The organism is Microbulbifer hydrolyticus (assembly GCF_009931115.1).
In the GTDB taxonomy this organism is placed as follows: domain Bacteria; phylum Pseudomonadota; class Gammaproteobacteria; order Pseudomonadales; family Cellvibrionaceae; genus Microbulbifer; species Microbulbifer hydrolyticus.
The window spans coordinates 868,527-894,811 of sequence record NZ_CP047491.1 but is presented as its reverse complement, the minus strand read 5'-3'; the positions used below and the strand labels follow the sequence as shown (position 1 = coordinate 894,811).

Genomic DNA, 26,285 nt, shown 5'->3' with positions numbered 1-26,285 from the left:
AAATATTTGCGGGTAGTGCCCCAGAACTCCGCTGCTATGTTTGTCACAACCGGCTTATTTTTCGTCCTTTACCTCTTCCGCTTCCAGCTCGTAGGCGCCTTCCGCGTTATGCACTTCTTTACCGTGCAAAGGAGGGTTGAAAACACAGGCCATCTTCATTTCAGATTTGGCCTTGAGTACGTGCTTGTCGTTCTTGTCCAGAATATAGATGGTGCCCGGAGTGATCTCATGTACCACACCGTCCTCTTCCGCCATTACGGAGCCTTCACCGGAGATGCAGTAAACAGACTCCAGGTGATTCTGGTAATGCAGGTGCAGGTCAGCGCCTTCATAGATGGTGGTGATATGGAAAGAGAAGCCCATGTTGTCGTTCTTCAGCAACAGGCGAGTGCTCTCCCAGCCCTCGGAAACAATACGACGATTGGTTTGTTCGGCTTCTTGCAGTTTTCTTACGATCATTACTAACTCTATTTAAAATCAGTGTTTGAATTTCTGGTCTTGGAAAAATGCGGCCGTCAATGCGGCCGCATGTCGTTCAATACCTGGTCGATCAGGCTGCGCCCGCGAGGGTGCGGTTTTCCTGCTCAACATCGTCCGCGAAGAAGTCTTTTTCTTCCGGCACATCTTCGCCTTTCAGCACTTTGGCTACAGCGGCTTCCACAATATCCAGCGCCTTGGTGAGGTTTTCATCGCTGATGGTCAGCGGGCACAGGGTTTTCACAACGTGGTCATCCGCACCACTGGTCTCGATAACCAGGCCGTTGCGGAACGCTTCAGTGGTGATCTTGTCGGCCAGCTCGCCGCTTACGCAGTTCAGGCCACGGAACATACCGCGACCGCGGGTGGTCATATTGCCGTCGCCGTATTTGTCGACGATGGTTTGCAGGCGCTTCTCGATGTACTCACCTTTGCGCAGCACTTCCTTGGCAAACTTGTCATCGCTCCAGTAGTGGTCGATGGCTGCCTTGGCAGTGACGAAGGCCAGGTTGTTACCGCGGAAAGTACCGTTGTGCTCACCCGGCTTCCACTGGTCCAGCTCCGGCTTCATCAGGACAACCGCAAACGGCAGGCCGTAGCCACTCAGGGATTTGGACAGGGTAACGATGTCCGGCTTGATACCCGCTTCCTCAAAGCTGAAGTAGCTACCGGTACGGCCACAGCCCGCCTGAATGTCATCGACAATCAGCAGTACATCGTGCTTGTGACACACGTCCTGCAGGTTGCGCAGCCACTCAACGCTGGCAGCATTGATACCGCCTTCACCCTGTACGGTTTCCACCAGTACCGCCGCCGGATGGTCGATACCGCTTGAGGAATCGCTCAGCACCTTGTCCAGGTATGCCGTGGTGTCGAACTCGTCACCCAGGTAACCGTCGTAAGGCATACGCGCAACGCTGCTCATGCTCACACCGGAAGCACCGCGGTGGTGTGAGTTACCGGTAGCGGCCAGCGCACCCAGGCTACAGCCGTGGAAGCCGTTGGTGAAAGAAATCACGTTCTCACGGCCCTTGTATTTACGTGCAACCTTCAGTGCCGCTTCCACCGCGTTGGTACCGGTGGGGCCGGTGAACTGCATGACGTAGGTCATGTCGCGCGGCTTCAGGATGTTCTCGTAGAAAGACTCCAGGAACTCGCGCTTGGCCTTGGTATGCAGGTCCAGACCGTGGGTAATGCCATCCTGCTCGATGTACTCCAGCAGCGCTTTTTTGAAGATGGGGTTGTTGTGGCCGTAGTTCAGGGTGCCGGCACCGGCGAGGAAGTCCAGGTACTGGTTGCCTTCTTCGTCGTACAGGTATTCGCCCTGCGCCTTGTTAAAAACCCGCGGGAAAGCGCGGGCGTAACTCATTACTTCAGATTCGATTTCGTCAAATACTTTCATTGTGACAACCCTTTTTGAGTCGTTGATTTAAAGAGGTGAATTGGAAAAACAAAAAACAGTTCACAGAGCGGCATTAACCGCTCAGCCGGCGACCTTCCGCGAGGCGTCAAATGGACCGATGCGCAGCAGCATTTCGCTGTCGTGCTGGCCCCTGAAATGGCGCTCGCGATCAAACATCACCGAGTCGGCACAGTCCGCCTCGAGCTTGCGCGCGAGGCTGCGGAACAGCGCCCAGGATGCGTCGTTGTCCGGGGTGATGGTGGTTTCCAGGAAGCGCACGTCAGCACATGCCGGACGGGCGAGGATCTCGCGCAGCATACGGCCGGCAAGGCCCATGCCGCGGCCCTGTTCCGCTACCGCCACCTGCCAGATAAACAGTGTGTCGGGGCGCTCGGGAACGATGTAACCGGAGATGAAACCCACCAGCTTGCCATCCAGCTCCGCGGCGACACTGGTGCCGGAGAAGTGGCAGGCCTGCAGCAGGTTGCAGTAGAGGGAGTTGGTATCCAGAGGTGGGCAATCCGCGATCAGCTGGTGCACATCGGCACCATCTTCGCTGACCGGGCGGCGCAACAGAACCTGGGCACTCTTGTTACGAGTCTCCTCCTGCTGCGCCAGCTTCACCTTGTCGTCAGTCGAGTCGTCTTCTTTCAATTCGCTAGTGGCGCTCAAACCAATACCTTTAGTCATCAAATTGTTAGATCTGTATCAAACTTCCGTAACAAAAACGGCGGAGTGCTTACCCCGCTTAATTTCGCCTGAAATTTGACCTTTTCCCTAAAAAATTATTTACTGCTCTAAATATTTAAATCCATAGTACTCTAAACATTGTTGAGGGTGCAAGGCCAAACCTCATGCAACTTGATCAGAATATGAGCAGCGCAGCTTCAAATGAAGACGCGCAAACCGACCCGGAGCCCAATGATTACCGGGGCGCGCGGAACATCGGGGGGCGCAAAAGCCCACCCGGTGAACCCCGGGCGAAACAGTCGCCGAATCACACCCAGAGCTCGACTGACCGTTCAAAAAACGCGCACCGCGCACTTTCAGCCGACGACAGCGCCGGCTTGGTAATTGACAAAAACGACGCACGATCTAAAGTCGGCCGCAGGCAAATAAGCCGTCGCGAACTCGAGAGCCTGCTGCTGATGGACAAAATTGAAGAAGTATTGATTACCCTGCGCCGCCTGATCCGCGCCACCGACCTGCATTCCAAGCAGCTGGTAAAGACCGCGGGGCTAACCGCGCCACAGCTGCTGCTGTTGCAGGCGATCCGCGAGCAGGGCCAGGTCACCATCGGCGCCCTGGCGAAGGAGATCAGCCTGAGCCAGGCCACGGTCACTACCATTCTCGACCGCCTGGAAAAGCGCGGACTGGTCTACCGCGAACGCTCGCTGGAAGACAAACGCAAGGTGCACGCGCACCTCACCGACAAGGGTGCCGAGATCATCCGCGACGCCCCCACCCCGCTGCAGGAGCACTTCGTCAAACAGTTCCGCGATCTGCGCGAGTGGGAGCAATCGATGATCATCTCCTCGCTACAGCGGGTGGCCCTGATGATGGATGCCGAGCATATCGATGCGTCCCCGGTTCTGGATGTGGGCGATCTCGACCGCAAGGACAGCCGCAGCATCCCGGCGCACGACGACAAAAACGACCCGGAGCACCACGACGGAAGTTGATCCCGCCAAGCAATCGCCGCAGGTTTATTTGCGCGCCAAAGCAAGCTTTACCCTGATAGGTAGCAATTCACATCCAGTCATTGCATTCAGCCTGCAGTCCGGTATAAATAGCGCAATAACACTAAAGTGGACGCTCGCCCGTTGGGTTAGCGTCTACTGACTCAAGACAGCGGCAAAAAGCTCGGTTGCAGCAGCCAATATGAGACGTGGATCACGCCGGAAGGACCGGCGCATGGTGTACCACGCCACGCAACAACCGTGTCCAAATGAGAAGATTTGGCCCATACCAACCTCGCTCTCCCAGTGAGTTTGGCATGACCGTTGCGCACATGGCCGTGCGCGGCGAAAACCATTCCGGCCTTCCTGTCTTGATAACTTCTGCATCACTACCCGGTATGGGTAGCCGCCAAAACCTTCACCAAAAAGAGGCTTGGGCGGCAACGTGCAGCTTTATTGGGGAAGGGACTAAACATGGCCAGCTTGCAACATCCTGATCGGGATCAGCCCGTCTACCTGATGGCGCACCACACTATTGGCCGCCGCCAGGGGGTTGCCGATACACGCATCACCCTGCCGGAAATATCCGGCATACACGCCGCCATCCAATGGACTGGCAGTCACTGGATCATTCGCGACCTCAGCCGCAACGGCACCTGGGTCAATGACCAGCAACTGATTCCTGCCAAAAACCAGCAGCTGCACCTGGGCGACAAGCTGGCCTTTGGCCGCGCCAATAACCCCGTGTGGCGAGTCGAAAACCTCGACCCGCCGGAAAATCTGCTGATCGACATCGACACCGGCGACAGCCAGCCGCTGGAGTCCTACCACCTGCTGCCGGACGAACACGAACCGATTGCCAGCCTGCACTTCAACCCGATCAACGGTGTATGGATCTACGAGCTGCTCGAAAGCCCCGAGCACGGCGAGAGTGCCAAGGTCGTCAATCACGGTGGCCGCGTAGACTGCGCCCACCACAGCTGGGAACTGTTCCTGGCCGCCAGCCAGAGCACCACTACCGAGCTCTCGTTCAAAAACCTGTGCGTATCGGATTTCCGTCTGCGATTTACCGTCAGCCACCACGAAGAGCACATTCAGCTGCAGCTGGCGAAAGACGATATGCGCCTGGACCTTGCGGCACGCACCCACAACTACCTGCTGCTGTATCTTGCACGGGCGCGCATTCGCGACATTCAACGCAACGTGGATGCACCCGATCAGGGCTGGGTCGCCATCGACCTGGCCACCCGCGAGCTCGGGATCACGGTAAACCACCTGAATACGCAGATTTTTCGCGCCCGGAAACAGATTGCCGACAGCCTGCCGGACGCCATCGACACGTCGCGGCTGGTCGAACGCCGAGCCTATGAAATGCGCCTGGGCTGCTATCAGCTGGACATCTTCAAGGGGTCCCAGAAAGAGGAGCTGGAGGCCAGCACCGGCGAATTCGCCGTAGCCCCGGAGCCAGCGTGAGCGGCTCGCGAGCAAGGTAGTCGCACGGAATACGCGATGTAACTTTACGCCCGCTCACAGCGGGCTTCACTATCCACGGACGGCGGTTTACCCGTAGATTTATTACCGCAGTCAATACCATGCAATCAGAGCAGTTACCTTTCTACATCGGCCGCTACCACGCCACTGCCAGGCTCGGCTCCGGCGGAATGGGTGTGGTGTACCTGGCAACCGATGAACGCCTGAACCGCAAAGTGGCGATCAAAAAACTGCTACGCAATCCCAACAGCAGCAACGCCGGCGAGCGTATTCGCCGCGAGGCCCTGCTGCTCGCGCAACTCAACCACAGCAATATCGTGCAGCTCTACGACGTGGTGGAGGACGCAAGCGGTATCGCGCTGGTGATGGAATATGTGGACGGCTGCAGCCTCGACCGCTGGCAGCGCGAGCGCACTCTGGACCTGCCGCAAAAGCTGCAGCTGATCAAACAGATCTGCGCCGGCCTGTCCCGCGCCCACGGTGCGGGCATCATCCACCGGGACCTGAAAGCGGAAAATATCCTGGTGGACAGCGATGGCACCATCAAGATTACCGACTTCGGCATTGCCAAAAACTGGCGGGAAGACAGCGGCCTCACCCGCGAGCAGCATGTGGCCGGCAGCTGGGGCGCCATGTCACCGGAACAGGCCCAGGGCAAACCACTGGACAACCGCAGCGACCTGTTCGCTCTCGGCGTGGTCGCCTACCGCCTGCTGTGCGGGCAGAACCCGTTCGGCGACAACAACAGCCCCTATGTGATTGTCGATCGCATCGTCAAAAGTCCGCACCCGCCGGCTTCGAAACTGGCCCCGGAATTACCCCTCGCGGTTTGCGAGCTGCTGGACCGGTTGCTGGCAAAACAGCCCGAGCAGCGCCCGCTGAATGCCGCCGAAGTGGCCGCGGAGCTGGAATCCCTGCTGCAGCAGATTCGCGGCAGCGGCACCAGCTTTACCCGCACCCACAGCCTCACCGCCACGGTGACGTCGGAAAGCTACTTCCATCGCCCCCACAAGCCGCGCCGCAAATTTGCCCGCGCCGCCAAAATAACCGCCGGTGCACTGGCGACCTGCGCCGCCAGCATCGCCGTGGTACTCGGCATTTCCCTGTACTCGCCGCCCGCAGAATCCCAGAAAGGCCACTATATTGCGGTGCTGGAGCCGGCTGTACGCGGGCAGGAAAGCCTTTCCCACAACCAGCGCCTGCTGATCGGCAATGTGCAGAATGCGCTCAAGCAAGGGCTGTCAGGCCGCCGCGGGCTGCACCTGATTTCCTATTCCGAGTCCCGCAAGCTCACCGGCCAGCCCCTCGCCAACCAGGCGAACTCCCTCAATGCGGACCTGCTGCTGATCCCGGATGTGGACTGCCAGGGCCGCAGCTGTGAACTGTCGCTGGAGCTGCTGGACAGCGACACCCTCGCCGTCATCGGCAGCCAGAGCACCCGCCTCTCCATGGAAGAGGGCCTGGAGAGCCGTGCCCGCACCCTGCACCAGCTTGACAGCCTGCTGTCCGACTACCCGGCAAAAGCGGCCAACCAGGCCAACCTGATCGGCGCCGAGGATTACCTCACCTACCTGGAAATCTACGAGCGCCGCCACGACTATCTCCATTTAGGCGATCTCCTCGATCAACTGGACAGCCTGCAGAAACGCGCACCCAGCTTTGCGCCGCTGTACGAGCTGTACGCCGAGATGGCCATCGACCAGGAGTTCAACACCCGCGCCGCGGAAGCCCACGAGCGCCTCGCCCGCCTGCTGCAAAAGGCCCCGGCCCGGCTCGATGACACCCCGGAGCTGCTGATCAGCGAATTGCGCTTGTCCATGCTGCGCGACAACCCCGGCCGCCCCGAGGCGCTGCTGGCAAAGCTGAAGCTGGTCCTGCCGGACAAGGCCAGCTACCACCAGCTGAGTGCCATGTACCACCAGCAGCGCGGGGACTACAGCCGCGCCCTGGAAAGTATCAACAGCGCCCTCGCCCTGCGTACCAGCTACATCTACCTCGACCAGAAAGCCCTGATCCTCACCCTCGATGGGGATATGCCCGCGGCCAACGAAGTACTCAGGGAGGCCATCGCCCTCAACAGCGAATCCATCGACGCCATCTCCCTGCTCGCGGGCAATATGCTCGACGCCGGCCGCGCCCAGGAGACCATCCGCCTGCTCACCGAGGCCGGCCTCGACCGCATCGGCCCCATGGACACCTACAACCTGTGCCTGGCCTACTACATCGAGAAGCAGTACGCGCAGTCGCAGACCTGCTTTAAACGGGTCTCCGAGCTGGCCCCCAAAGACGCCGACCCGCTGCTGTACCGCGCCGAGATCGCCCGCGAGCAGCAACAAACAAAACGCGCCCGGGATTTTGCCCAGCAGGCACTGCAACTCACCCAGGGCCGCAGCGACTGGGAAGGCCTGCTGATGCAGGCCCGCGCCTACGCCGAACTGGGTGAAGGCGAGAAGGCGGTGGAAAACCTGCTCAAGATCCGCCGCGACGCCCCGGACGACCTCTACACCAATTACGCCCGCGCGCAGGTGTATATCACCACCGGCGACCTGCTCTCCGCCAAGGCGCATATCCGCAAAACCCTGGAACAGGGGATCTCCCCCGTCTGGTATTGCACCGCGCGGTTTGTCAAAATCTGCAACATGCCCGCCTTCAACGATCTCCGGCAGCAATACCCGGGTCTCTGTGGCGGCGCCGAACACAACAATGAACAACAAAACAGCGCGGGCGATTCCCAGATCGCCCGCAGCGGCGAGACCAGCGCGAAGCTGTAACAGCAATTCCGCGAACCTCACCGCACGCCCGGGCCAGGGGTAACGGCCAGGGCGGTCTTTTCAGGCTCTAAAAAAGAACACACGCAGATGGATATTGCCGATCCCGAGGCCGGCCTCAAGGCCACACCCGATCCCGTAGCCAGTGACCGCTACCGCACCCAGAGCACACTGGGCGCCGGCGGCATGGGCATTGTGTACCTGGCCGAAGACCGCAAGCTGCACCGTCAGGTGGCGATCAAAAAGCTCAAGGACGACGCCGCCAGCCAGAACGCCCGCGACCGCATCCAGCAGGAAGCGCGCCTGCTCGCCCAGCTCAACCACCCCAATATCGTCGCCCTCTACGATGTGCTTGAAGAAGGCGACAGCATTGCGCTGGTGATGGAATATATCGAGGGCACCACCCTGCGCGCCTGGATGCGCGAGCGCCGCCCCAGCCTGCAGCAGAAACTCAGCCTGCTGATGCAGATCTGCAAGGGACTCACGGAAGCCCACAACCTCGGCATCATTCACCGCGACCTGAAATCCGACAACATCCTGATTGCCGAGAACAGCAAGGGCGAGCCGGTGGCCAAGATCACCGACTTCGGCATCGCCAAATCCCAGCAGCTGGACGAGAAAACCCTCACCGCCGAGAACCAGCTCGCCGGCACCATCACCGCCATGTCGCCGGAACAGATCCAGGGCAAACCCCTGGATGCCCGCAGCGACCTGTTCAGCCTCGGCACCATTGCGTTTGAACTGCTGTGCGGCAGCCGCCCGTTTGAAAAACACGAGGGCGGCGCCCTGGCCATGGCCAGCCGCATCACCAGCGAACCCCATATCCCGCCGCAACAGGCGTGGCCGGGTATCCCCGAACCGCTGGCCGTACTGCTGGACAAACTCCTCGCCAAAGACCCCACCCAGCGCCCGCAGAGTGCGCTGATCGTGTATCAGGGGTTTGAACTGCTGTACAAACAGGGGCTGGAAAGCGACACCGAAGACTTCACCGCAACGCTCACCGACCTGTTTACCCACCACAAAGTCAAAAGCCGCCGCCGCTGGCAGCGGGCACTGGCGGGTGTGGCCGCGGTGCTGGTTTTGAGTGCGAGTGGTTACTGGGGCTGGAAGGAAATTACCCGGCTGGAGCCGCAGTATATTGCGGTGATGCCGGTGGAAATCAACGGCGAGATTCGCGGCGAGGAAAATGCCAAGGCGCTGACCGCGACCATGGTGCGGCAGGCTTTGATGAATTCAGTTTCGCAGTTGAAGGCGAGTGCATTGGTGAGTTTTACCCCGAAGGAGGGGCAGGACTTTGAGACGCAACTTAAAAAACTGAAGGATAAAGGGGTAACCGATGCTCTCTTCGCACAGCTCGATTGTGCCCGAGCACGCTGCGAAATCTCACTGCAGCGCATCGCACCGGAGAACAATCAGATTAAACGACAGGAGAGTTTTACTTTCCTGACGGACAAGAAACAAGAGGCGCAGTATCGCACCAGCAATAGCGCTGCCCTGTTGTTCCCTCCAGCTTATCAGCGGGAGCTACTTAAACAGGTAAGCATGTCTGATGACGACTACAGAGTTTATCTCGACATTCTCGACCGAATGGAAGCCAAAGCTCTTGATGAAAAAGATCTCGGAGACCTCACATCACTGAGCGATCGATACCCACGCAATGCGCATCTCTACCAAAGCATATCTGACGTAGCCGCGCGACTATTTGTGCTTGGCGGCAATACAACACACTTGGAGTCCGCCCTGCGGACACTTGAGAAGGCAGATAACTTTGGGATTTCCAAAGTATTAACAAGCAGGCTCAAACTATTCATCTATGGCCTGGGTGACTACCCAGAGCAATACCAGCAGTTAATATCCACACTTGAAACGACGGACTTCCCACTCGCCGAACTGCTGAGTGAGCGCGCTCGAAACCACTACCGAAATGGGGATTATGAGTCAGGCCTAAAATATGCGAGAGAAGCTGCTGAACTCAATCCATCTGCTGATAACCTTTATCTTATTGCCCTGAACCAGATAGCCAGCGGTAACTATGACAATGGGCGCGTCACCCTGAACAAGACCATTACAACCTTTCCGGAGCACTGGTCTTCCTATTCCGCATTGGGTGTAATCGAACTGGAAAGCGGCAATCTGGAAACCGCGGAAAAAGCGATAACTTCAATTCCAGAGCAATTGCGCGGTTGGCGCACGAGCTCCAATCTCGGTGTCGTCTACTTTTTACAGCAGAAGTATCAAGAATCCCTGAACACCTACCAAAAAGTTCTTAGAAAAGTGCCAGAGGATGTTCCCACCCTAGGACAGGTTGCAGAAACCTATTTGATGCTTGATAACAATGGTACTGCGCAGCATACATTCAATAAAATTCTACATCTAACTGAAGAACAAGAAGACCTAGAATCCGCGCGTTATAGAGCCGTTGCGCTAGCCAACATGAACCATTCGAGTGAAGCTATACCTTTAATACTCGAGCTTTTAAAGAAAGCTCCGGAAGATACCGATATTAAATATAACGCGGCACAAATTTATGCCTTAGCAGGCGAAAGGAGTTCAGCCAATTACTATATTGAACAGTTATTAGTGCAGGGCATGAGCGCAGAGTGGTTCAACCTTCCGGCCTTCCAACAGCTCTGCCCCCAGCCCCAGATTTCAGAGCAGGTAAGAAACGCTATCTGCGACTGATCAGAGCGGTTCGAGCCGCGCATCAGGGTCAGCCGAATAGACCGTCTCACCGCTCTGATCCTGCCCTACCCACTTGAATGAAAAACCACTGGAGGTCTGCTTGTTGGCCTTCAGCACCATCTTCAGCTCCTGCGCGTTCTGGCTGTCGACCTTGCAGTTGGAGATCCCTTCGTTACCTTCGTTGATCACATCATAGATACTGATACCGTCGATATTGCCCGACAGCTTCTTGAATACCAGATCGGTGTTGACCATCTGGATCGTCAGCTCGGCCTTCCCGGATTTGCCAACGCCCCCGTTCTTCACTCCATCGAACTTCACGCAGATGGTGTCCCACTCATCACCATTGTCATCCTTCAGAATCCACTTCTGGTCGGCACCGGTGGGCTCGAGGGTGAAGTTCATCTCAACTTTACCCTGCGCGGGCACTTCAATGCAGGCTTCTACGGCTTCGGTTGCTTCGGTCATCTTTCTATCCTGTAATTTATGACTATTATCCCTGCAAACCGCCCAGGGTGATCGTTGGTCTTGAAACATTTTTGAAAACAAACACAGATTCAGAACGAGAACTGCGTCACACAGCTTACTGCAACCGCTTGGCATTTTTCTACACAAACTTCCGCAGATTTTTGCCAAAAAAAACCGGCAGTAAGCGAACTTACTGCCGGTATTAAAAAGATGGTCCCAGCCATCTACGGTTACAACAACACTATCAAGAGCGAAATGAGGCATCCTTGCCTCTGTCAGGCCCTTCCACGATCCCGGCTTCCTAGGCTCTGTGGTTACCGGGCCGGCCTGACGGTTCAGCTTGCGCCGAAGTCTTCCTGATTTATTACCCATCCCCAGGCTCATGCGGTGACAGGTAACTACCAATCCTTTGGCAAATATGGCTGAGAGGCGCTGTGCCGGATCCGGTGCGGAAAGCAGTTCCGTCGCTTTCCTTGTGCCACCTTCCGTGATGGTCACCGGTGCCGGGGTGTCTGCAATCCACCTTGCCGCGGCTCCTGTGATGGCCGGGCATCGCGTCCCCCTCAACCTTGGTGAGCACTTTACGCAGAACCCCATTACAGTTCGATCACAAGCCATTACACGCCATTACAGCAATCGGTAATGTCAGATATGGCGAGCGCTCTTACCGAAGCAACCACTCACATCACCGCTTGCGGGACCGTGAATTACACGGACCCGCGCGAGCTTCACTACACTCAACTGTCGATAACGGTTTTTAATCCGCGGCCGGCGCGCGCCCGGCTCGCTTGTTGGGTTGTGACCGATCCCGTACTATCGGCCGACATTTCGGCCACAATGAAATCAGCCTGTTGTGCCGTCGCTTTTTTCCTCTTTTGTGGACGCCGACTACTGGCGGGGAGCGCGGCTGTGAATTTTCGCTACCGATAAGCACCACAAAATATGTCCAACCTTTACAAGCGTCTGCTTTCACCCCTGTTGGCCCTGCTGCTGTTGTGCACTGCCGGCCCGGTGCTGGCGCAGAGTTACGAGCAGCTGTACAGCGATTACCGCGGCAGCCTGTACCAGATCCGCCTGATCGAGCTGTCGTCCAATTCCAAGGCGGGGCTGGGTTCCGGCTTCCAGATTTCCACCGACGGCCTGATTGCCACCAATTACCATGTGGTGTCCGAGGCGGTGCACCACCCGGAGAAGTACGCGCTCAAGTACCTGTCCGTCGACGGCAAGGAGGGCGAGCTGGAGCTGCTGGATGTGGATGTGATCAACGACCTCGCGATCCTGCGCCAGAAGGGCGAGTCGGGGAGCGACTTTCTGCGACTGGCATCAAAGTCTCCCAGCAAGGGCGAGACCATCGTCTCCATGGGCAATCCGCTGGATCTGGGCATGACCATTGTGCCCGGCACCTACAACGGTATCGCCGGCGGCAGTTTTTACGACCGCATCCATTTCTCCGGCTCCATCAACCCGGGCATGAGCGGCGGCCCGGTGATCAACCGCAATGGCCAGGTGGTGGGCATCAATGTGGCCACCGCGGGTAACCAGATCAGTTTCCTGGTGCCGGTGAACAAGCTGGTGGCACTGCTGCTGGACTACAAGAAAGAAGCCTCCGCCGGCAATGGCGCGCTGGAGCTACAGCCGGTGATCAACCGCCAGCTGCAGCAGAACCAGCAGCGCATCATCGACGAGGTGCTGGCCGCCGACTGGCAGCTGCGGCCGCTGGGGGATGCGCAGGTGGTGGGAGAGATAGTCCCGTCGATCCAGTGCTGGGGGAATTCCAGCGACGATGAAGACGAACCCATCAAGCAGGTGGCCAAGGGCTGCACCGGGCAGGATGTGGTGTACCTGTCGGAGGATTTTGATACTGGTCGGGTGGAATACGAGTTCTTCTGGCTGCAGGCCGACGACGACCTGCGCTCGTCGCGCTTTTACGCCGCCTATGAAGAGAATATGAGCGGCTTCTTCCCGGGCAACAGCGCCGGGGAAGACGATGTGACCGACTTCAATTGCAAACAGCAGTTCACCAGTCATCCGCGCAACGGTGATGCCGGCAACAAAGCGGGCAACGGCGACAACCAGCCAGGGGAAAGCCAGAAGCCTGTGCAGTCCAGCGGTTCCCGCAAGCCGGTTATCGCGCGCACTTCCTATTGTGTGCGCCGCTATAAAGAATTCCCGGACCTCTATGACGTGTTCTACGTGAGCCTCACGGTGGACCAGAACAACCGCGCCCTGGTGAGCCATTTCACTCTTTCGGGATTCACCCAGGAGTCCGCTACCGCCTTTACCAAGAAGTTTGCGAGCGAAATTCAATGGCACTGATTATCGAAGAAATCAATCGTGCCCACCGGGTGGGTACCCGTTACCGCATGGACGGCGAGCGCACCACCATCGGCCGCTGCTACGACAATGCGGTGATGGTGGAAGACCCCCACGCCGACCCGGTACACGCGGAAGTGGTGCGCGATGAGGACGGCTGTTATGTGCTGCGGGATCTGGACAGCCTCAACGGCATGCGCCTGATACGCAATTTCCGCGACAAGTCGGTAAAACCCACCAATATCCGCGAGCACCTGATCGAGAGCGGCGATGAAATCCAGATTGGCAAGAGCCGGCTGCGCTTTATCGACACCGAGATGAGCGTGCCGCCCGCCATTCCCCTGCACTCGGCGGAGACCGTGTTCGACCGTCTGGCAACGACACCCGTGGCCGTTGCTCTGTGTGTGCTGGTGGCAGCACTCAGCCTGTGGATGGCCTACCTCGGCAGCACCAGTGAGTTCAAGTGGACCGGTGCGGTCGAGGTGCTGACCGATGCGGTACTCGGCCTGCTGATCTACGCGGCAGCCTGGGCGTTTATCGGCAAGGTAGTGAAACACGAGTCACATTTCCTTGCGCACCTTTCCATCGCCGCCTCCGCCGCACTGTTGTACGCGGCGTGGCAGTGGTTCGGCACCCTGCTCAATTTCAACTTCTCACTGCATCAGGTGATGCCGCTGCTGAATATTCTCGTCCTCGCCATATTGATCCCGGTAATGCTGTGGTGTGCAGCCTATCTGGCGCTCAATATCGCCCCGCACTGGCGGCTTGTGGCCTCGATCCTGTTGCCGTGGTGCTTCCTGGGTTTTGCCGCGGCGGTGGAGATCGGCAAGATGGATGAGTTCAGCGGCGCACCAGAGGTTTCCAAGGAGCTGAAGTCGAAGGACTTCCTGTGGCGCAAGCCGGTGCCACAGAAGGAGTTCCTCGCCAGCACCCCGGCACTGTTTGATATTCCCATCGAGAAAAGCAAAAACAAGCGAGGAAAGTCCTCCAGCAAGACGGCTTCCGACAACAATCTGGAAACCCAGGGCGAATAGCCGTCGAAGTCTGCGTCCACAGCGCTTAAAATCTCCGCCCGCTGGACCAGTTTGCCCAGCCAAGGAGTGACAGCATGAGCGATCAAATGAGTGATCAGCCCCAAGACAACCCGTTCTGGAGCCCCGCGGTAGCGCGGCTCCAGCCCTACGTGCCCGGCGAACAGCCCAAAACCACGGCGCGCCTGATCAAGCTCAACACCAACGAGAGCCCCTATCCGCCCTCCCCCAGGGCCCAGGCGGTGCTGGGTGAAGCGGGCCTGGCGAGCCATCTGCGGCTGTATCCGGACCCGGAATCCACCGAGCTGCGCGAGACCATCGCCGAACAGTTTGCCCTGAAGCCGGAACAGGTGTTTGTGGGCAATGGCTCGGACGAAGTGCTGGCACACGCGTTTTACAGTTTCTTCAAGCGCCCGGAGCCGCTGCTGTACCCGGACATCACCTACAGCTTTTACCCGGTGTACTGCCAGTTTTACGAAATAGAAGCGCGCACCCTGCCGTTGCGGGACGACTTTTCCATTGCGGTGGAAGACTACGCCATCGACGGCGCTGGCGGCGTGATTATCCCCAACCCCAACGCGCCCACCGGCCGCTATCTGCCGCTCGCGGAAATCGAAAAGCTGTTGCAACTGCATTCCGAGCGGGTGGTGGTGATCGACGAAGCGTATATCGATTTTGGTGGTGAAAGCGCGGCGGCACTGATCGACCGCTACCCGAACCTGCTGGTAATCCACACCCTGTCGAAATCCCACGCGCTCGCGGGACTGCGTCTCGGTTATGCGATGGGTCAGGCGCACCTGATCGAGGCCCTGAACCGGGCCAAGAACTCGTTCAACTCCTACCCCATCGACGGTATCGCGCAGAAAGTGGCGACGGCGGCCATCGCCGACCGGGAATGGCTGACGGACAACTGCGCGAAGGTGATCGCCACCCGCGAGTACACTGTTGCCGCACTGGGCGAGATGGGCTTCGATATCGTGCCCTCCACCGCCAACTTCATCTTTGCCAAGCCGCCGAAGGTTTCCGCCGAGGAACTGTTCACGACATTGCGCGAGCGCAACATCATCGTGCGCTACTTCAACAAGCCGCGGATTAGTGAGTACTTGCGTATCAGCATTGGCACGGATGAGGAAATGGAAGCGCTGGTAAGCGCCTGTCGGGAAATTCTTTAGGAACCGTCGACACGTTTTACGAGATGTAGTCCAGAGAGGTTCCTCGAGGAACCTCTATACTTCCCCGGGCACTAATCTGTTAACCGACGCCATTGCTGTAAAAAATGCCTCCTTCCATCCGCCACTATTCTCCGTTCATCGCCACCGCGTGTGTCGCCCTGATTGCGCTTTGCGCTGCTGCCAGCAGTTTCGCCCAAAATCCCTGGGAGGCCGTAAAAAAGCCCTCCAACCAGCTTCCAGCCAGTATTGGCGGCTACAGTAACGGCTGCCTGAGTGGTGCGGAGCAGATGCCGTTGCGCGGGGAAGGTTTCCAGCTGGTGCGCACCGGGCGCGACCGGCATTACGGCAACCCGTACCTGGTGGAATTCCTCAAGGACTTTTCCAGCGCGGTGGAGGACAACAACCTCGGCAGGTTGCAGATCGGCGATATGTCCATGGCCCGCGGCGGGCCATTTAGTAGCGGGCACCAAAGCCACCAGATGGGGCTGGATGTGGATATCTGGTTCTCCCAGGACAAGCGCGCCGCCCGGCGCCCGCTATCGTCCTGGGAGCGCGACAATATCTCTGCGATTCCCATGGCAGATACACGCAAGCACGTTCTGCTGGAGAAAAACTGGGACCCCCGCATCCCCAGTATTTTGCGCATTGCCTCGGAAGACCCGCGTGTGGCGCGGATCTTTGTCCACCCCACCATCAAGCGAAAAATGTGCGATATTTCAGGCAGCGATAATGAATGGCTGCGCAAGGTACGCCCCTGGTGGGGACACAACTATCATTTCCACGTGCGGCTGAACTGTCCGCCGGGGGACAAGAACTGTAAACCCCAGAAGAAAGTACGCGGCAAACCCTGTGGTGGCGGCCTGGACTGGTGGTTTAGCGACGAGTTTTACGCCATCCTGAATCGCCCGGAGCCGGAAGAACCGGAAGAGCCACCAGAAAAACCAGAGATGCCCGCACAGTGCGAGCAGGTACTGGCAGCGCCAGCGGCGGTGTCAGAACGCGGCCGTGCCACAGTAACCGATTGATGAGAGCCCAATGAGCGACAAGGCCCAACAAGACATCCACGTACTGCTGATTTGTGGTGGTGGCGGCAGCGAGCATGACGTCTCCCTGCGTACCGCCGACTTTATCCAGGGGGAACTGGCGGGCGCACCGGGCATCCGCCTGACTCGCGTCACCATGGACGACAGCGGCCGCTTCCTGGATAGCAATGGCCAGGTTCAGGAGCTGCGCTCGGACAAGCTGCTCTACAGTGCGACCGGCAGCGCCCAGCCAGTGGATTATGTCGTCCCCTCCATACACGGCTACCCCGGTGAAACCGGCGACCTGCAGTCGCAACTGGAAATCCTCGGCCTGCCCTATTTCGGCTGTGGCCCGGAGGCCAGCAAGATCTGCTTCAACAAGATCACTACCAAGCTGTGGCTCACGGCGCTGGGCATCGACAATACGCCGTACCAGTTCCTGTGCACCAATACAGCGGAAGAATCTGCGAAGGCGCGGGATGCGCTGGCGAAGTGGGGGACACTGTTTGTAAAGGCTTCCAACCAGGGGTCGTCTGTCGGTTGCTACAGGGTGAGCGATGAGGAGGAGCTGGAAAAGGCACTACAGGAGGCCTTTACACTTTCATCGTATGTGCTGGTGGAGAAGTGCCTGAAGGTGCGCGAGCTGGAAGTGGCGGCGTACACCTATGAGGGGGAGTTGGTGGTTACTCCGCCGGGAGAGGTCTGCGCTCCGGAAGATACATTCTACAGCTACGAGGAAAAGTACGCGGAAGGCAGCCGTGCACAGACCCATGTGGTGGCGCAGGGTTTGTCAGAGGCGCAGCTGGGGTGGATTGCGGAAGCGTCAAAACGGGCGTTTGTGGGCCTGCAACTGAAAGACCTGTCGCGAATTGATTTTTTCCTGACCGATGAAGGGGAGATTTACCTCAATGAGGTCAACACCTTCCCCGGCATGACCTCCATCTCCATGTTCCCGAAAATGTTGCAGAATCAAGGACACGATTTTTGTGCCTATCTCAGCGCCCTGATTCGTAGCGCTGTTCGCTAGTTAAATACGAAAGCGCCACCCTCGCATCAAGCAACGCAGAACTCTCTGCTCAACAGGCCTGCGGTAACCCATCCCCCAGCCACCCTTCCTGCCGCTTGCGAGAAAACTGCCCGCGCAGAAACTCCATCTGATCCCCGCGAATCCGGGCGCTGTTAGTGAGCGCCAGATATTCCGCAGCGTTGGGGGCAAACGGCAGTGCGAGCAATTCCAGTTCGATATTCTCCAGCAGCCGGTTGCCCTTGTGCTGATTGCAGCGACGGCAGGCGGTGACAACGTTTTCCCACACGTCTTTACCGCCTTTCGACACCGGGTGTACGTGGTCGCGGGTGAGTTCGCGGATGGGGAACCAGCTGCCGCAATAGAGGCAGGTGTGCTCGTCGCGGGCGAACAGCGCGCGGTTATTAAGTGGTGGCCGGGTACGGGGGCGTGCCATACGGTCACCACCGCAGGCAATGATGGCGGCGAGGTCTAGGGTAGAGCGTTTTCCCTGCCGGTTAATGCCGCCGTGCACAGTCTGCACTACACCGCCCATGGTCCAGGTCACCAGCTCCCGTACATAGAGGCACGCCGCCTCTTCCCAGCTCAGCCACTCCAGTGGCTGTCCGGCGAGATTCAACCTCAGGATTTGCGCTTGCACGAGTCCACCTCCGGGTATTGCGAACGGCGAAAAGCACAAAGCCCCGCGGGCAACCGGACGGGGCTTTGCAAAAAAATTCGGGGAAAGCGTTGGAAAAGAGCGAGGAATAAAACGTAGCTGGAGGAAAGGGGCGAAATCTGGAGGCGACGAAGGCTTGACCACCAATGGAGAAAAGGTGGTTGCGTTAACAGTAGTAACAGCACTAAGTTACTGAATGCGTCATCCTCCGCGGTCACATTGTTGGACCGTCCTGTCCTGATTAAAGCGGAGGATTGTTACGATTTCCAGACACTTTTACCGCGGTGACGAAAAAGAGCGGCAAAAAAACCGAAATACCGGTTTGCAGGGAAAAATAATAATGGGGGGGAAAATGACTTGTAGAGATATCAGCAGACAGGCAGGAACGTCGAAAAGCGTGTTTTCACGACCCCACAACGTAAAACACCGCTTGAGCAATCCGGCCCAAGCGGTGCGTCTCACAGGATGGTGCCCGAATCCTTTCGAGCTTGGCAGCGCGGTCTCCATTCCTTGGGGACCTGTCCTTGCCGCCGTTGCAATCCGTTCTCCGTCCTTGCAAATACATTATGGTTGAATCAGGAAATTCGGGTAGTGGGAAAGTGCTGAATTTGTTGTAAGAGATGTCTTACAAGCATGTGACCGGCGTCACATTTAACCTGAACAGGTCTTAAAGAAGGGGTTGGCGCGTATCACAACTGGTACGACCGTGCGACATTAAGCGCCTTACTATAGTTACTTTTGTTACGAGATCAAGACAAACGTGAGTGCCTCGTCGAATAAAACGCTTACTTTTTATCGGGTGGTAGTTTTTGCTGCCATTTGCCTCATTCTCCTTATTGCCGCGGTGGCAGCGGGGCTGGTGCCCGGGATCAACGTGCCCTGGGGACAACTGCTCGGTGCCAGTACCAATGAAAAAACCGTAGGGCAGCAATTGCGACTGGCTCCAGGCTATCGCCTGCACCTGTTTAGCGACCAGGTGCCCAATGCACGCTTTATGGCGGTAACGCGCAGCGGCGATCTGCTGGTGTCACAACCGAAGCTCGGACAGGTGAGCCTGCTGCTCACCGACCGCAATGGCGACGGCAAGTCCGATGGGCAACGGGTGCTGATCGACGGCCTGCAACGGCCGCACGGCCTGACACTGTTTGAGGACTGGCTATATATCGCCGAAAGCAACGGCGTTGGGCGCGTGCCCTTTGATCACTCCGATGGCCGCATTGCTGGCAGCTACCAGAAAATCGTCACCGGCCTCGCCGATTCCGGCAACCACTGGACCAAAACACTGGATAGAGGTCCGGATGGCTGGATGTATCTTTCTAGCGGTTCTACCTGCAATGTCTGTATAGAAAAAGACCCGCACCGGGCAACGATCATGCGCTTTCGCCCGGACGGCAGCAATTTCCAGATTTACGCTACCGGCCTGCGCAACAGCGTAGGCTTTGACTGGTCTCCCAGGGATGGCGCCTTGTACGCCACCGACAATGGCCGCGACTGGCTCGGTAATGACTTTCCGCCGTGCGAATTGAACCGCGTTGAACAGGGCGGTTTTTACGGCTGGCCCTACGCCAATGGTGACCGGGTACCGGACCCGGACTTCGGTGTGGGCAAGGGGGGGGAGGTGCAGCAGAAAATTGCCGCCTCCATTCCCCCGGTGTTCGAGTTCCGCGCCCACAATGCGCCGCTCGGTATTCACTTTCTGCGCAGCCCGGAGCAGCCGGACGCGTATCGTGAGTCAGCACTGGTTGCCTTGCACGGTTCCTGGAACCGGGATGTAAAAGACGGCTACAAGGTGGTGGCGCTGCACTGGCAGCAGGATGGCAGTATCCGAACGGAAGACTTTATGTGGGGCTTTCTGGGCGCGGACAAGAGTACGGTGTACGGGCGACCAGTGGATATTGCCGAGGATGTACGCGGCAATATTTATATTTCCGATGATTACGCGGGAGCGGTTTACCGGGTACAGCCGGGGGAAGCCAGCCAGAATAATGTCGATGCCCCGGTCACCAACCGTCCGCCCATCAGCGCGCCCAAAAAGCCCCTTGCCATCGACGGCGGCGCGGCCCGCCAGGGTGCACAGATTTTCGAACGCCGGGACTGCGCCCGCTGCCATGAAAAGCTGCCTCTCAAAGAGTTGAGCCGCAAGTACACGCTAAAACAGCTGGCCGACTACTTCGATACCCCCACCCCACCCATGCCGAATTACGGATTCAGCGACAGTCAGAAGCGCGCGCTGGCGCATTACCTGATGGAACGGGAGATCAAGGGGGCCGGACGCCAGCTGGAGCATTATTTGCCGTGAGGCTTTGGTCCAAGCCCCGGGTTCCGCTTTGAGACCGGTTCGTTGGCGCACATGCACCGGGTAAGGCTTTTCGAAAAGAATCCGCCGATCCCGATTACTGCCCCTTCGGGCGCTTCTGCAGCTTCCGCTGGAGGGTTCGCCGGTGCATCCCCAGTGCGCGGGCGGTTGCGGAAATATTGCCGTGGTTTTCCGCGAGTACCCGCTGAATATGTTCCCAGGCAAGCCGGTTTACCGAAGGTGGCAGGCTGGAAACTTCCGGCAGGTCGGGCTCATCACCGGGGTTGCCCGATTCTCCCACCAGAGCCGCCTCCAGCTGATCGCCAGCGGCGGGTTTGCACAGGTAATCATCGGCGCCAAGCTTTATCGCCGCCACGGCGGTGGGGATGCTTGAATAACCGGTGAGCAGAATAATCCGCGCACGCGGGTTGGCGGACCGCAGCGGCGCAATCAGCTCCAGACCACTGTCGTGATGGATCTTCAGGTCCAGTAACGCGCAATCGAATTTCTCGCGCGCAATCAGTCCCAGCGCATCGTCGACCGATGCGGCAACACGCGCCTCAAACCCACGTCGGCTCATCCCCCGCGCCAGCATGTCGCGCGTGCTCGGCTCATCGTCCACTATCAGCAGGCGCTTGCTCACGTTCGCCGCTCCTCCTGCGGGTGCGGGTTTTCCGCGGTTTCCAGTGGCAACTCGATGGTGGCGATGGTGCCAGCCTGGTTCTCCCGCGTCGCCAGCGTGAGCCGCCCACCCAGCTGTGCCAGTGCGGTCTTGCTCAAGATCAGCCCGATACCAAAGCCCTCGGATTCTGTAGCGCTGTCCAGCCCGCCGCCACTGTCGGCAACCTGAATACGCAGATTGTCAGTACTCCAGTCCGCATTGATGCGCACCGGGCTTTGGTTGCCCGCGGCCTGCGAGGCATCGAGGGCATTGTTGAGGACATTGATCAGGGCCTGCTCCAGAGTCAGCGGCAGGCGCGCGTTGAAATCCAGCGGCCCCTGCCGGGTGAGATCAAAGCGCGCTTCCGGGCGCAGCAGTTGCCAGCGCTCCAGGCTGCGGTCGATAAATTTCGCCACCGGTTGCAGCGCGTCGCTGCCATCGGGGTCGCGCGCGCGGATTTTCAGTTGCTCCAACGCCTGCTTGCACAGGCCAACCTGCTGCTGCAGCAGAGCGAGATCCTCGGCCATATCCGGCGCAGCCTGCCCCTGCTGCGCCTGCAGTTCCTCCACCAGCAGGCCCATGGTCTGCAGCGGTGACGCCAACTCGTGGGCGGTGCCCGCGGCGAGGGTGCCGAGGGACAGTACCTGGTCCCGCCGCGCCTGCTCCTGGCGCAGCTGGTGCAGGTGACGGTCGCGGCTGCGCAGGGTTTCCGCCATGCTGTTGACGAAACCGGCAATCAACAGTGCCGAGAAGGTAAAGGTGGCCCACATGCCGATCAGGTGGCGGTAGAAGTCGCTGCTACTATTCGCGGCATGCCCCATATCATGCCCGGCATGGGCACTGTGACCTCCGTCCACACCGGGGAAAAACGCCATCAGGCCGGTATAGATGGCGATACTGATCGCGGCCATCAGCCAGGCGTAAATACGCGGCTGGGTGGCAGCGGCGATGGTTAACGGGACCAGCAGGTAGGTGACGAACGGGTTGGCGGCACCACCGCTGAACGCCAGCAGCGGCGGCAACCACAGCCAGTCCATCAGCAGGTGACCGAAGAATTCCAGCCGGCCCACCGCCACACTGCCGCGGGCGCGCCAGCCGCTGACCAGGGTGGTTAACACCCCCAGCAACACAAACACCAGCGCACCGCCGCTGAGGGCATCCGCCAGCCACAGGCTGACCCCGATATACGCAGACAGCGCAATAGCCCGCAGCGCGGTGAGGCGCCGCAGGTTGGTAATAATGGTTTTATCCCCCGCTGCCGGGGGCCTCACCATGGGAGTTGACGCTGTGGATGACACGGAGACCGACTCTTGTGGAAAACGAAAGAACCTTAGAGAGCCCTATTGTGTCGCCGGCGCGGGCACAGGGCCAGTACCGGCGGCCGCGGGATTGCGCCCGCGCGCACGCTTCTTGCGTCGGCCTGCCAGCATCACCCCGCCGATCACACTACTCGCAAGCAGCACCAGCAGGGTGGCGACGATCATCAGATCCCTTGCCTGGCGGCCGGTAAACGGGGTCAGGTGGTTCCATTTGTGCAGCAGGGAAAACGAGAGGCGCTCGGCGCGATCGATACTACGGGACTGGTCCGCCAGCACGCCGGTCACCGGATCCACAAACAACATGGTGTTTTCGTCATTCGCCACATCCACCTGCCATACCGGCAGACGCTTGTTGCGGAAGTCATAGCCGGGCCCGTAGCGGGTCACCAGTTTCATGTCCGCAATATCCTGCGACGCTACCCCGGCCAGACGGGCGGCGAGCAACTGAGCCTGCTCACGGTCACCGAAATCCTCCAGTAACCGACCACTGCGCGCATCCACAAACAGGGAGCCCGCTTCCGAGGGGCGACCATCAAAGCGCTGGTTGCGGGTGCCCGGCGCGGCGCTTTCCGCCGGCGCCAGCCCCACCCGATACAGGGGCACGCCATCGGCGCCACGGATCAGTGACAGGCTGTTGATGGCGCGACCATCCAGAGTTTTCACCCAGGCAAAGTCTTCGGTGAGGTTGCGGTATTCACCCGCTTCACCGAGGCGCAGCCCCTGCACCGGCTCGACCAGGGACGACTGCAGCAGATGGTAAAAACCGCTGGCGGACCAGCCCAGCAGTGGCAACCACAGCACATAACCCAGCAGGCGGTGGTAGCGGCGTTTGCCGTCTTGGATCTTTCTCTGCTTCAGAGCAAAAACCAGGGCTAGGCCGGTGGCGGCAAAGGCGGTGAGCGTCAGCATCAGCAGACCGATCAGGATCAGGCGGCCGTATTCCAGATCGTCCAGCCAGGCAAACGTGTGCAGCTGTCGGAACAGCCCCTGCAACAGGGTTTTACTGCTGTCGGTCATGGAAGCCAGTGCTGCGGTTTCCGTGTGAATAAACAGGGTCAGGTCGTCGTCGCCCTGGAACTGCACCCGGTATACCGGCAGCAGGCGGTTGACCGAGGGGTAGGCATTGTCGAACCCCGTCTGCAGGCGGATATCGGCAATCTGCTCCAAAGGACGGCCGCTGTAGTAGGCAGCGAGCCAGCGCGCCTGGTTCTGATCGCCATCGATGACTTCGCGACCGCTGTCGAGGCGGTAATAGCGGCGCGGGTCCGTCTCGGAATCGGTCACCTGCAACAGTGGCGCACCAGCACCAGGTACCAGCTTGACCACCCGCGCACCACTGACCTTGTCGCCGTCGGCCAGCAGCGCCGGCAGCTTGCCCAGTTCAGAAGCATCCAGGCTCACCGAGGGCGGGAAGAACTTGGCCGCGGACGGGCCAAACCAGGCCATCATCGGGTGGGTAATACCGGAGATGGCCCACACCAGAATGCCCGCCAATGCCCACCAACCGAGTTTGTTGTGCCAGTCCAGCCACTGTTTTTTCAGGTTCATACTGCTCTCGTTAAGCTCTTGTTCTTATTCGGGTTCAGAAGCGATAGCGCACACCGGCAAACAGGGAGCGCGGCAACCCCGGGCGGTAGCTCAGGTCTGCGTCGCCCACCTGGTTGGATGTGTAGGTGGAGTAGCGCTCGTCGGTGATATTGGACAGGCGCGCGTACACGGACAGGTCTTCGCCAACGTCGTGGGTGGCGCGCAGGTTGAACAGTTCGTGGCCGGCGTACTTCCGGGTATTGGTTTCGTCGGTGTAGTAGTCGCCCATATGGGACCACTCCAGCTCCATACGCAGCCCGGCGAGCCACTGGGGGGTGTAGGCCAGGGTGACGTTGGCGAGGGATTCCGGCGCGCGGCTGATATCGTTGCCGGCGAAGTTCAGGTTTTCGCTGACCATGCAGAAACAGCTTCGATCAAACCGGCCGAGCACATAGGAGAAGTCCTCATACTGCTGGCGTATGGCCGCGTAGGAAACACCCAGCTCCCACTCCTGCCCCACCGGCGCCTGCACGGACACCTCAACTCCCTTGTGGTTGGTCTCACCGGCATTGGTGGTCTTGCGATCATCACCTTCGATGTAACTGACGATGTCGTTTTCAGTGGTCATCTCGTACACCGCCACCTCGTAGTTCACGCGCTCGCCGACAATACCGCGCAGGCCGACCTCCTGGCTGACACTGGTAACCGGGTCCAGCTCGGTGGTGCCCGCAGAGGAACCCGGGCGGAACAGGGTGCCGACGGTGGGCGCGCGAAAGGCGTGGCGGTAGCTGGCGTAGAGCTGGTGATTGTCGCTGAGCTTGTACACTGCGCCCAGTTTGGGGCTCAGGTTGTCGTAGTCGCGGGACTGGGACGCGGGGCGGAAATGGGCGGGATCGGTATTGGGAGTGCCCAGCTGGTCCTCGTAATCCACCGCGAACACGTCGTAGCGCAGGCCGGCACTCAACAGCCAGTTTGCGCTGGGGGCGAACTCCGCATGCAGGTAGGGGGAGACTGAGGTCTGCTCCGCTTCAAAGTGGTAGGTAAGCTCGCCGGTGCGCGCGTAATCCACAAAGTACTCGCCATCACGGGACACGCTGATGCGTTCCTCGCGGTACTCCGACGGGGTGTAGTCCGCATCCACGCCGACAATCACTTCACCGCGGTCAAAGTTGCGACGGTACTTCAGCAGCAGGCCGTAGGAACTGAACTCGGTATCGCGGATATTCGGGTCGTAGGTCACCATCCAGCTGGGCATCATCGCCATGGTGTTGTGGCGCACAAATGGGGTGGCGGTGATCAGGCTGTCATCGCCCGGGGTAAAGGCCAGCTCGGAGGACAGGCGGAAGGCCTCCACTTCCCGGTAGCCGATATCGCCGTGGTAGAGGTTCTTGCGTACATCGTTGCGATAGTCCTCTTGTTCCAGCCCGGACACACCGCTCTGGTCGATGGTGGAGTAGGACAGCACCGTCTTGCTGTCCCAGCCCTCGGCGAACCGGCTGTCCAGGCGACCGCTCATGGAGGTGCGGGTGTACTCCGCCTCTTCGCGGAAGCCCTCGCTGGCGGTGCGGTTCAGGTCCAGGCGGAAGGCACTGTTTTCACCCAGTTTGTTGCCACCGCTAATCAACCCGCGCTGCCAGCCGTCTGCACCCAGCTCCCCGTTGATTGTGACCTCCGCCGAATCGGGCGCTGCTTTGGTCACCGCGTTGATCACCCCACCGATGGCGTCACTGCCGTAGAGCGCCGAGGCCGGGCCCTTGGTGACCTCCAGTCGGGCACTTTGTGGCACGTTGATCTCATACAGACCGTTGTGGTTGAAGAAGCCGGTTGGGCGGGTGGGAATGCCGTCTTCCAGGAACAGGTAGACGCCGGCGGTGGAGATGGGCTGGCGGATGGAGGTCATGTGTCCTTCCCCGCCCAGGTTGTTTATATGCACCCCCGCCACCCGGTTCAGGGCATCCGCCGGGTGCGCCGGGGCGATATGTTCCAGCTGCTCCTCGCTGATCACCCCGACGGATTCCGCCAGCTCGGAGCGGGCCTTGGCCTCACGGGTGGCGGTGACGATGACCTGTTCCAGAGCATTGTCCGGTTCCCGGGCGTTATCAATGCTGGCAGCGCCGGCAGCGCCGGCGGCTGTCAGGGCAATCAAGGCAGGCAGGGTTCGAAAGCGAGGTAAAAAGACAGCAGGGCGGGGCACAGCTTCTTCCTTGTGTAGCGTTATATCTCGACTGCAAATGCTACCGAAAAAGCCCCGCGCGCAAGTGCGCCATATTGTCGCAGGGGGTGTGGCAATTCGAT

General features: G+C 59.2%; 19 protein-coding genes. 10 read left to right on the top strand and 9 right to left on the bottom strand.

The annotated features are described in order from the left end of the window. Positions 1-54 precede the first annotated feature (54 nt). The 3 genes from GTQ55_RS03755 to ectA all read right to left on the bottom strand — a co-directional run bounded on the left by GTQ55_RS03755 (position 55) and on the right by ectA (position 2,569). Complete coding sequence (locus tag GTQ55_RS03755; RefSeq protein ID WP_161857527.1) at positions 55-459, bottom strand: ectoine synthase; 405 nt, start codon at positions 457-459, stop codon at positions 55-57. 91 nt (positions 460-550) lie between these two features. Beyond that, positions 551-1,879 (bottom strand): diaminobutyrate--2-oxoglutarate transaminase, encoded by a 1,329-nt coding sequence (ectB, locus tag GTQ55_RS03750; RefSeq protein ID WP_161857526.1) that lies wholly within the window; start codon positions 1,877-1,879, stop codon positions 551-553. 81 nt (positions 1,880-1,960) lie between these two features. Then, entirely contained in the window at positions 1,961-2,569 is a 609-nt protein-coding gene (gene ectA, locus GTQ55_RS03745) for a diaminobutyrate acetyltransferase (RefSeq protein ID WP_161857525.1), read from the bottom strand. Positions 2,570-3,027: 458 nt separating this feature from the next. Here ectA and GTQ55_RS03740 point away from each other — a divergent pair, with 458 nt between their 5' ends. The 4 genes from GTQ55_RS03740 (at position 3,028) to GTQ55_RS03725 (ending at position 10,499) form a co-directional block, all read left to right on the top strand. Beyond that, the gene (locus GTQ55_RS03740) at positions 3,028-3,561 is read left to right on the top strand and encodes a MarR family winged helix-turn-helix transcriptional regulator (protein ID WP_161857524.1); all 534 of its coding nucleotides are present in this window, start codon (positions 3,028-3,030) and stop codon (positions 3,559-3,561) included. A gap of 471 nt (positions 3,562-4,032) precedes the next feature. After that, the gene (locus GTQ55_RS03735) at positions 4,033-5,031 is read left to right on the top strand and encodes an FHA domain-containing protein (protein ID WP_161857523.1); all 999 of its coding nucleotides are present in this window, start codon (positions 4,033-4,035) and stop codon (positions 5,029-5,031) included. 119 nt (positions 5,032-5,150) lie between these two features. After that, on the top strand, positions 5,151-7,820 hold the full coding sequence (locus tag GTQ55_RS03730) for a serine/threonine-protein kinase (protein ID WP_161857522.1): 2,670 nt from the start codon (positions 5,151-5,153) through the stop codon (positions 7,818-7,820). A 192-nt stretch (positions 7,821-8,012) separates the two neighbouring features. Beyond that, positions 8,013-10,499 carry a serine/threonine-protein kinase gene (locus GTQ55_RS03725; protein ID WP_237567815.1) on the top strand — a complete coding sequence of 829 codons (2,487 nt, stop codon included), beginning with the start codon at positions 8,013-8,015 and terminating at the stop codon, positions 10,497-10,499. On the opposite strand, the gene GTQ55_RS03720 is transcribed toward GTQ55_RS03725, so the two are convergent. Next, positions 10,500-10,967: a hypothetical protein gene (locus tag GTQ55_RS03720; RefSeq protein WP_161857520.1), complete on the bottom strand. Its 468-nt coding sequence runs from the start codon at positions 10,965-10,967 to the stop codon at positions 10,500-10,502. Between the two features lie 942 nt (positions 10,968-11,909). Between GTQ55_RS03720 and GTQ55_RS03715 the strand changes: the two genes are divergently transcribed. From GTQ55_RS03715 to GTQ55_RS03695, 5 genes are all read left to right on the top strand, one after another. Then, on the top strand, positions 11,910-13,283 hold the full coding sequence (locus GTQ55_RS03715) for a S1C family serine protease (RefSeq protein ID WP_161857519.1): 1,374 nt from the start codon (positions 11,910-11,912) through the stop codon (positions 13,281-13,283). Then, on the top strand, positions 13,274-14,314 hold the full coding sequence (locus tag GTQ55_RS03710; RefSeq protein WP_161857518.1) for an FHA domain-containing protein: 1,041 nt from the start codon (positions 13,274-13,276) through the stop codon (positions 14,312-14,314). The genes GTQ55_RS03715 and GTQ55_RS03710 overlap by 10 nt, the downstream gene beginning before the upstream one ends. Positions 14,315-14,388: 74 nt before the next feature. After that, the gene (hisC, locus tag GTQ55_RS03705; protein WP_161857517.1) at positions 14,389-15,483 is read left to right on the top strand and encodes a histidinol-phosphate transaminase; all 1,095 of its coding nucleotides are present in this window, start codon (positions 14,389-14,391) and stop codon (positions 15,481-15,483) included. Between the two features lie 104 nt (positions 15,484-15,587). Continuing rightward, complete coding sequence (gene mepA / locus GTQ55_RS03700) at positions 15,588-16,508, top strand: penicillin-insensitive murein endopeptidase (protein ID WP_161857516.1); 921 nt, start codon at positions 15,588-15,590, stop codon at positions 16,506-16,508. Between the two features lie 10 nt (positions 16,509-16,518). Next, entirely contained in the window at positions 16,519-17,532 is a 1,014-nt protein-coding gene (locus tag GTQ55_RS03695) for a D-alanine--D-alanine ligase (protein WP_161857515.1), read from the top strand. Positions 17,533-17,581: 49 nt separating this feature from the next. On the opposite strand, the gene GTQ55_RS03690 is transcribed toward GTQ55_RS03695, so the two are convergent. Beyond that, the gene (locus GTQ55_RS03690; RefSeq protein ID WP_161857514.1) at positions 17,582-18,169 is read right to left on the bottom strand and encodes an HNH endonuclease; all 588 of its coding nucleotides are present in this window, start codon (positions 18,167-18,169) and stop codon (positions 17,582-17,584) included. 778 nt (positions 18,170-18,947) lie between these two features. Between GTQ55_RS03690 and GTQ55_RS03685 the strand changes: the two genes are divergently transcribed. Further along, positions 18,948-20,486, top strand: a complete 1,539-nt coding sequence (locus GTQ55_RS03685; RefSeq protein WP_237567814.1) for a DUF7133 domain-containing protein — start codon at positions 18,948-18,950, stop codon at positions 20,484-20,486. Between the two features lie 94 nt (positions 20,487-20,580). On the opposite strand, the gene GTQ55_RS03680 is transcribed toward GTQ55_RS03685, so the two are convergent. The 4 genes from GTQ55_RS03680 to GTQ55_RS03665 are packed head-to-tail and all read right to left on the bottom strand — an operon-like array spanning position 20,581 to position 26,184. Beyond that, on the bottom strand, positions 20,581-21,126 hold the full coding sequence (locus GTQ55_RS03680; RefSeq protein ID WP_161857513.1) for a response regulator transcription factor: 546 nt from the start codon (positions 21,124-21,126) through the stop codon (positions 20,581-20,583). Further along, complete coding sequence (locus GTQ55_RS03675; protein WP_161857512.1) at positions 21,123-22,442, bottom strand: sensor histidine kinase; 1,320 nt, start codon at positions 22,440-22,442, stop codon at positions 21,123-21,125. The genes GTQ55_RS03680 and GTQ55_RS03675 overlap by 4 nt, the downstream gene beginning before the upstream one ends. Positions 22,443-22,484: 42 nt before the next feature. Continuing rightward, positions 22,485-24,011, bottom strand: a complete 1,527-nt coding sequence (locus GTQ55_RS03670) for a PepSY-associated TM helix domain-containing protein (protein ID WP_161857511.1) — start codon at positions 24,009-24,011, stop codon at positions 22,485-22,487. A gap of 34 nt (positions 24,012-24,045) precedes the next feature. Beyond that, positions 24,046-26,184 (bottom strand): TonB-dependent receptor, encoded by a 2,139-nt coding sequence (locus GTQ55_RS03665; RefSeq protein ID WP_161857510.1) that lies wholly within the window; start codon positions 26,182-26,184, stop codon positions 24,046-24,048. Positions 26,185-26,285 lie beyond the last annotated feature (101 nt).

Bases quoted from the DNA above. Each gene is read 5' to 3' on its own strand.
- GTQ55_RS03755 (WP_161857527.1), bottom strand. From the start codon at position 459: ATGATCGTAAGAAAACTGCAAGAAGCCGAACAAACCAATCGTCGTATT.
- ectB (WP_161857526.1), bottom strand. From the start codon at position 1,879: ATGAAAGTATTTGACGAAATCGAATCTGAAGTAATGAGTTACGCCCGC.
- ectA (WP_161857525.1), bottom strand. From the start codon at position 2,569: ATGACTAAAGGTATTGGTTTGAGCGCCACTAGCGAATTGAAAGAAGAC.
- GTQ55_RS03740 (WP_161857524.1), top strand. From the start codon at position 3,028: ATGGACAAAATTGAAGAAGTATTGATTACCCTGCGCCGCCTGATCCGC.
- GTQ55_RS03735 (WP_161857523.1), top strand. From the start codon at position 4,033: ATGGCCAGCTTGCAACATCCTGATCGGGATCAGCCCGTCTACCTGATG.
- GTQ55_RS03730 (WP_161857522.1), top strand. From the start codon at position 5,151: ATGCAATCAGAGCAGTTACCTTTCTACATCGGCCGCTACCACGCCACT.
- GTQ55_RS03720 (WP_161857520.1), bottom strand. From the start codon at position 10,967: ATGACCGAAGCAACCGAAGCCGTAGAAGCCTGCATTGAAGTGCCCGCG.
- GTQ55_RS03715 (WP_161857519.1), top strand. From the start codon at position 11,910: ATGTCCAACCTTTACAAGCGTCTGCTTTCACCCCTGTTGGCCCTGCTG.
- GTQ55_RS03710 (WP_161857518.1), top strand. From the start codon at position 13,274: ATGGCACTGATTATCGAAGAAATCAATCGTGCCCACCGGGTGGGTACC.
- hisC (WP_161857517.1), top strand. From the start codon at position 14,389: ATGAGCGATCAAATGAGTGATCAGCCCCAAGACAACCCGTTCTGGAGC.
- mepA (WP_161857516.1), top strand. From the start codon at position 15,588: ATGCCTCCTTCCATCCGCCACTATTCTCCGTTCATCGCCACCGCGTGT.
- GTQ55_RS03695 (WP_161857515.1), top strand. From the start codon at position 16,519: ATGAGCGACAAGGCCCAACAAGACATCCACGTACTGCTGATTTGTGGT.
- GTQ55_RS03670 (WP_161857511.1), bottom strand. From the start codon at position 24,011: ATGAACCTGAAAAAACAGTGGCTGGACTGGCACAACAAACTCGGTTGG.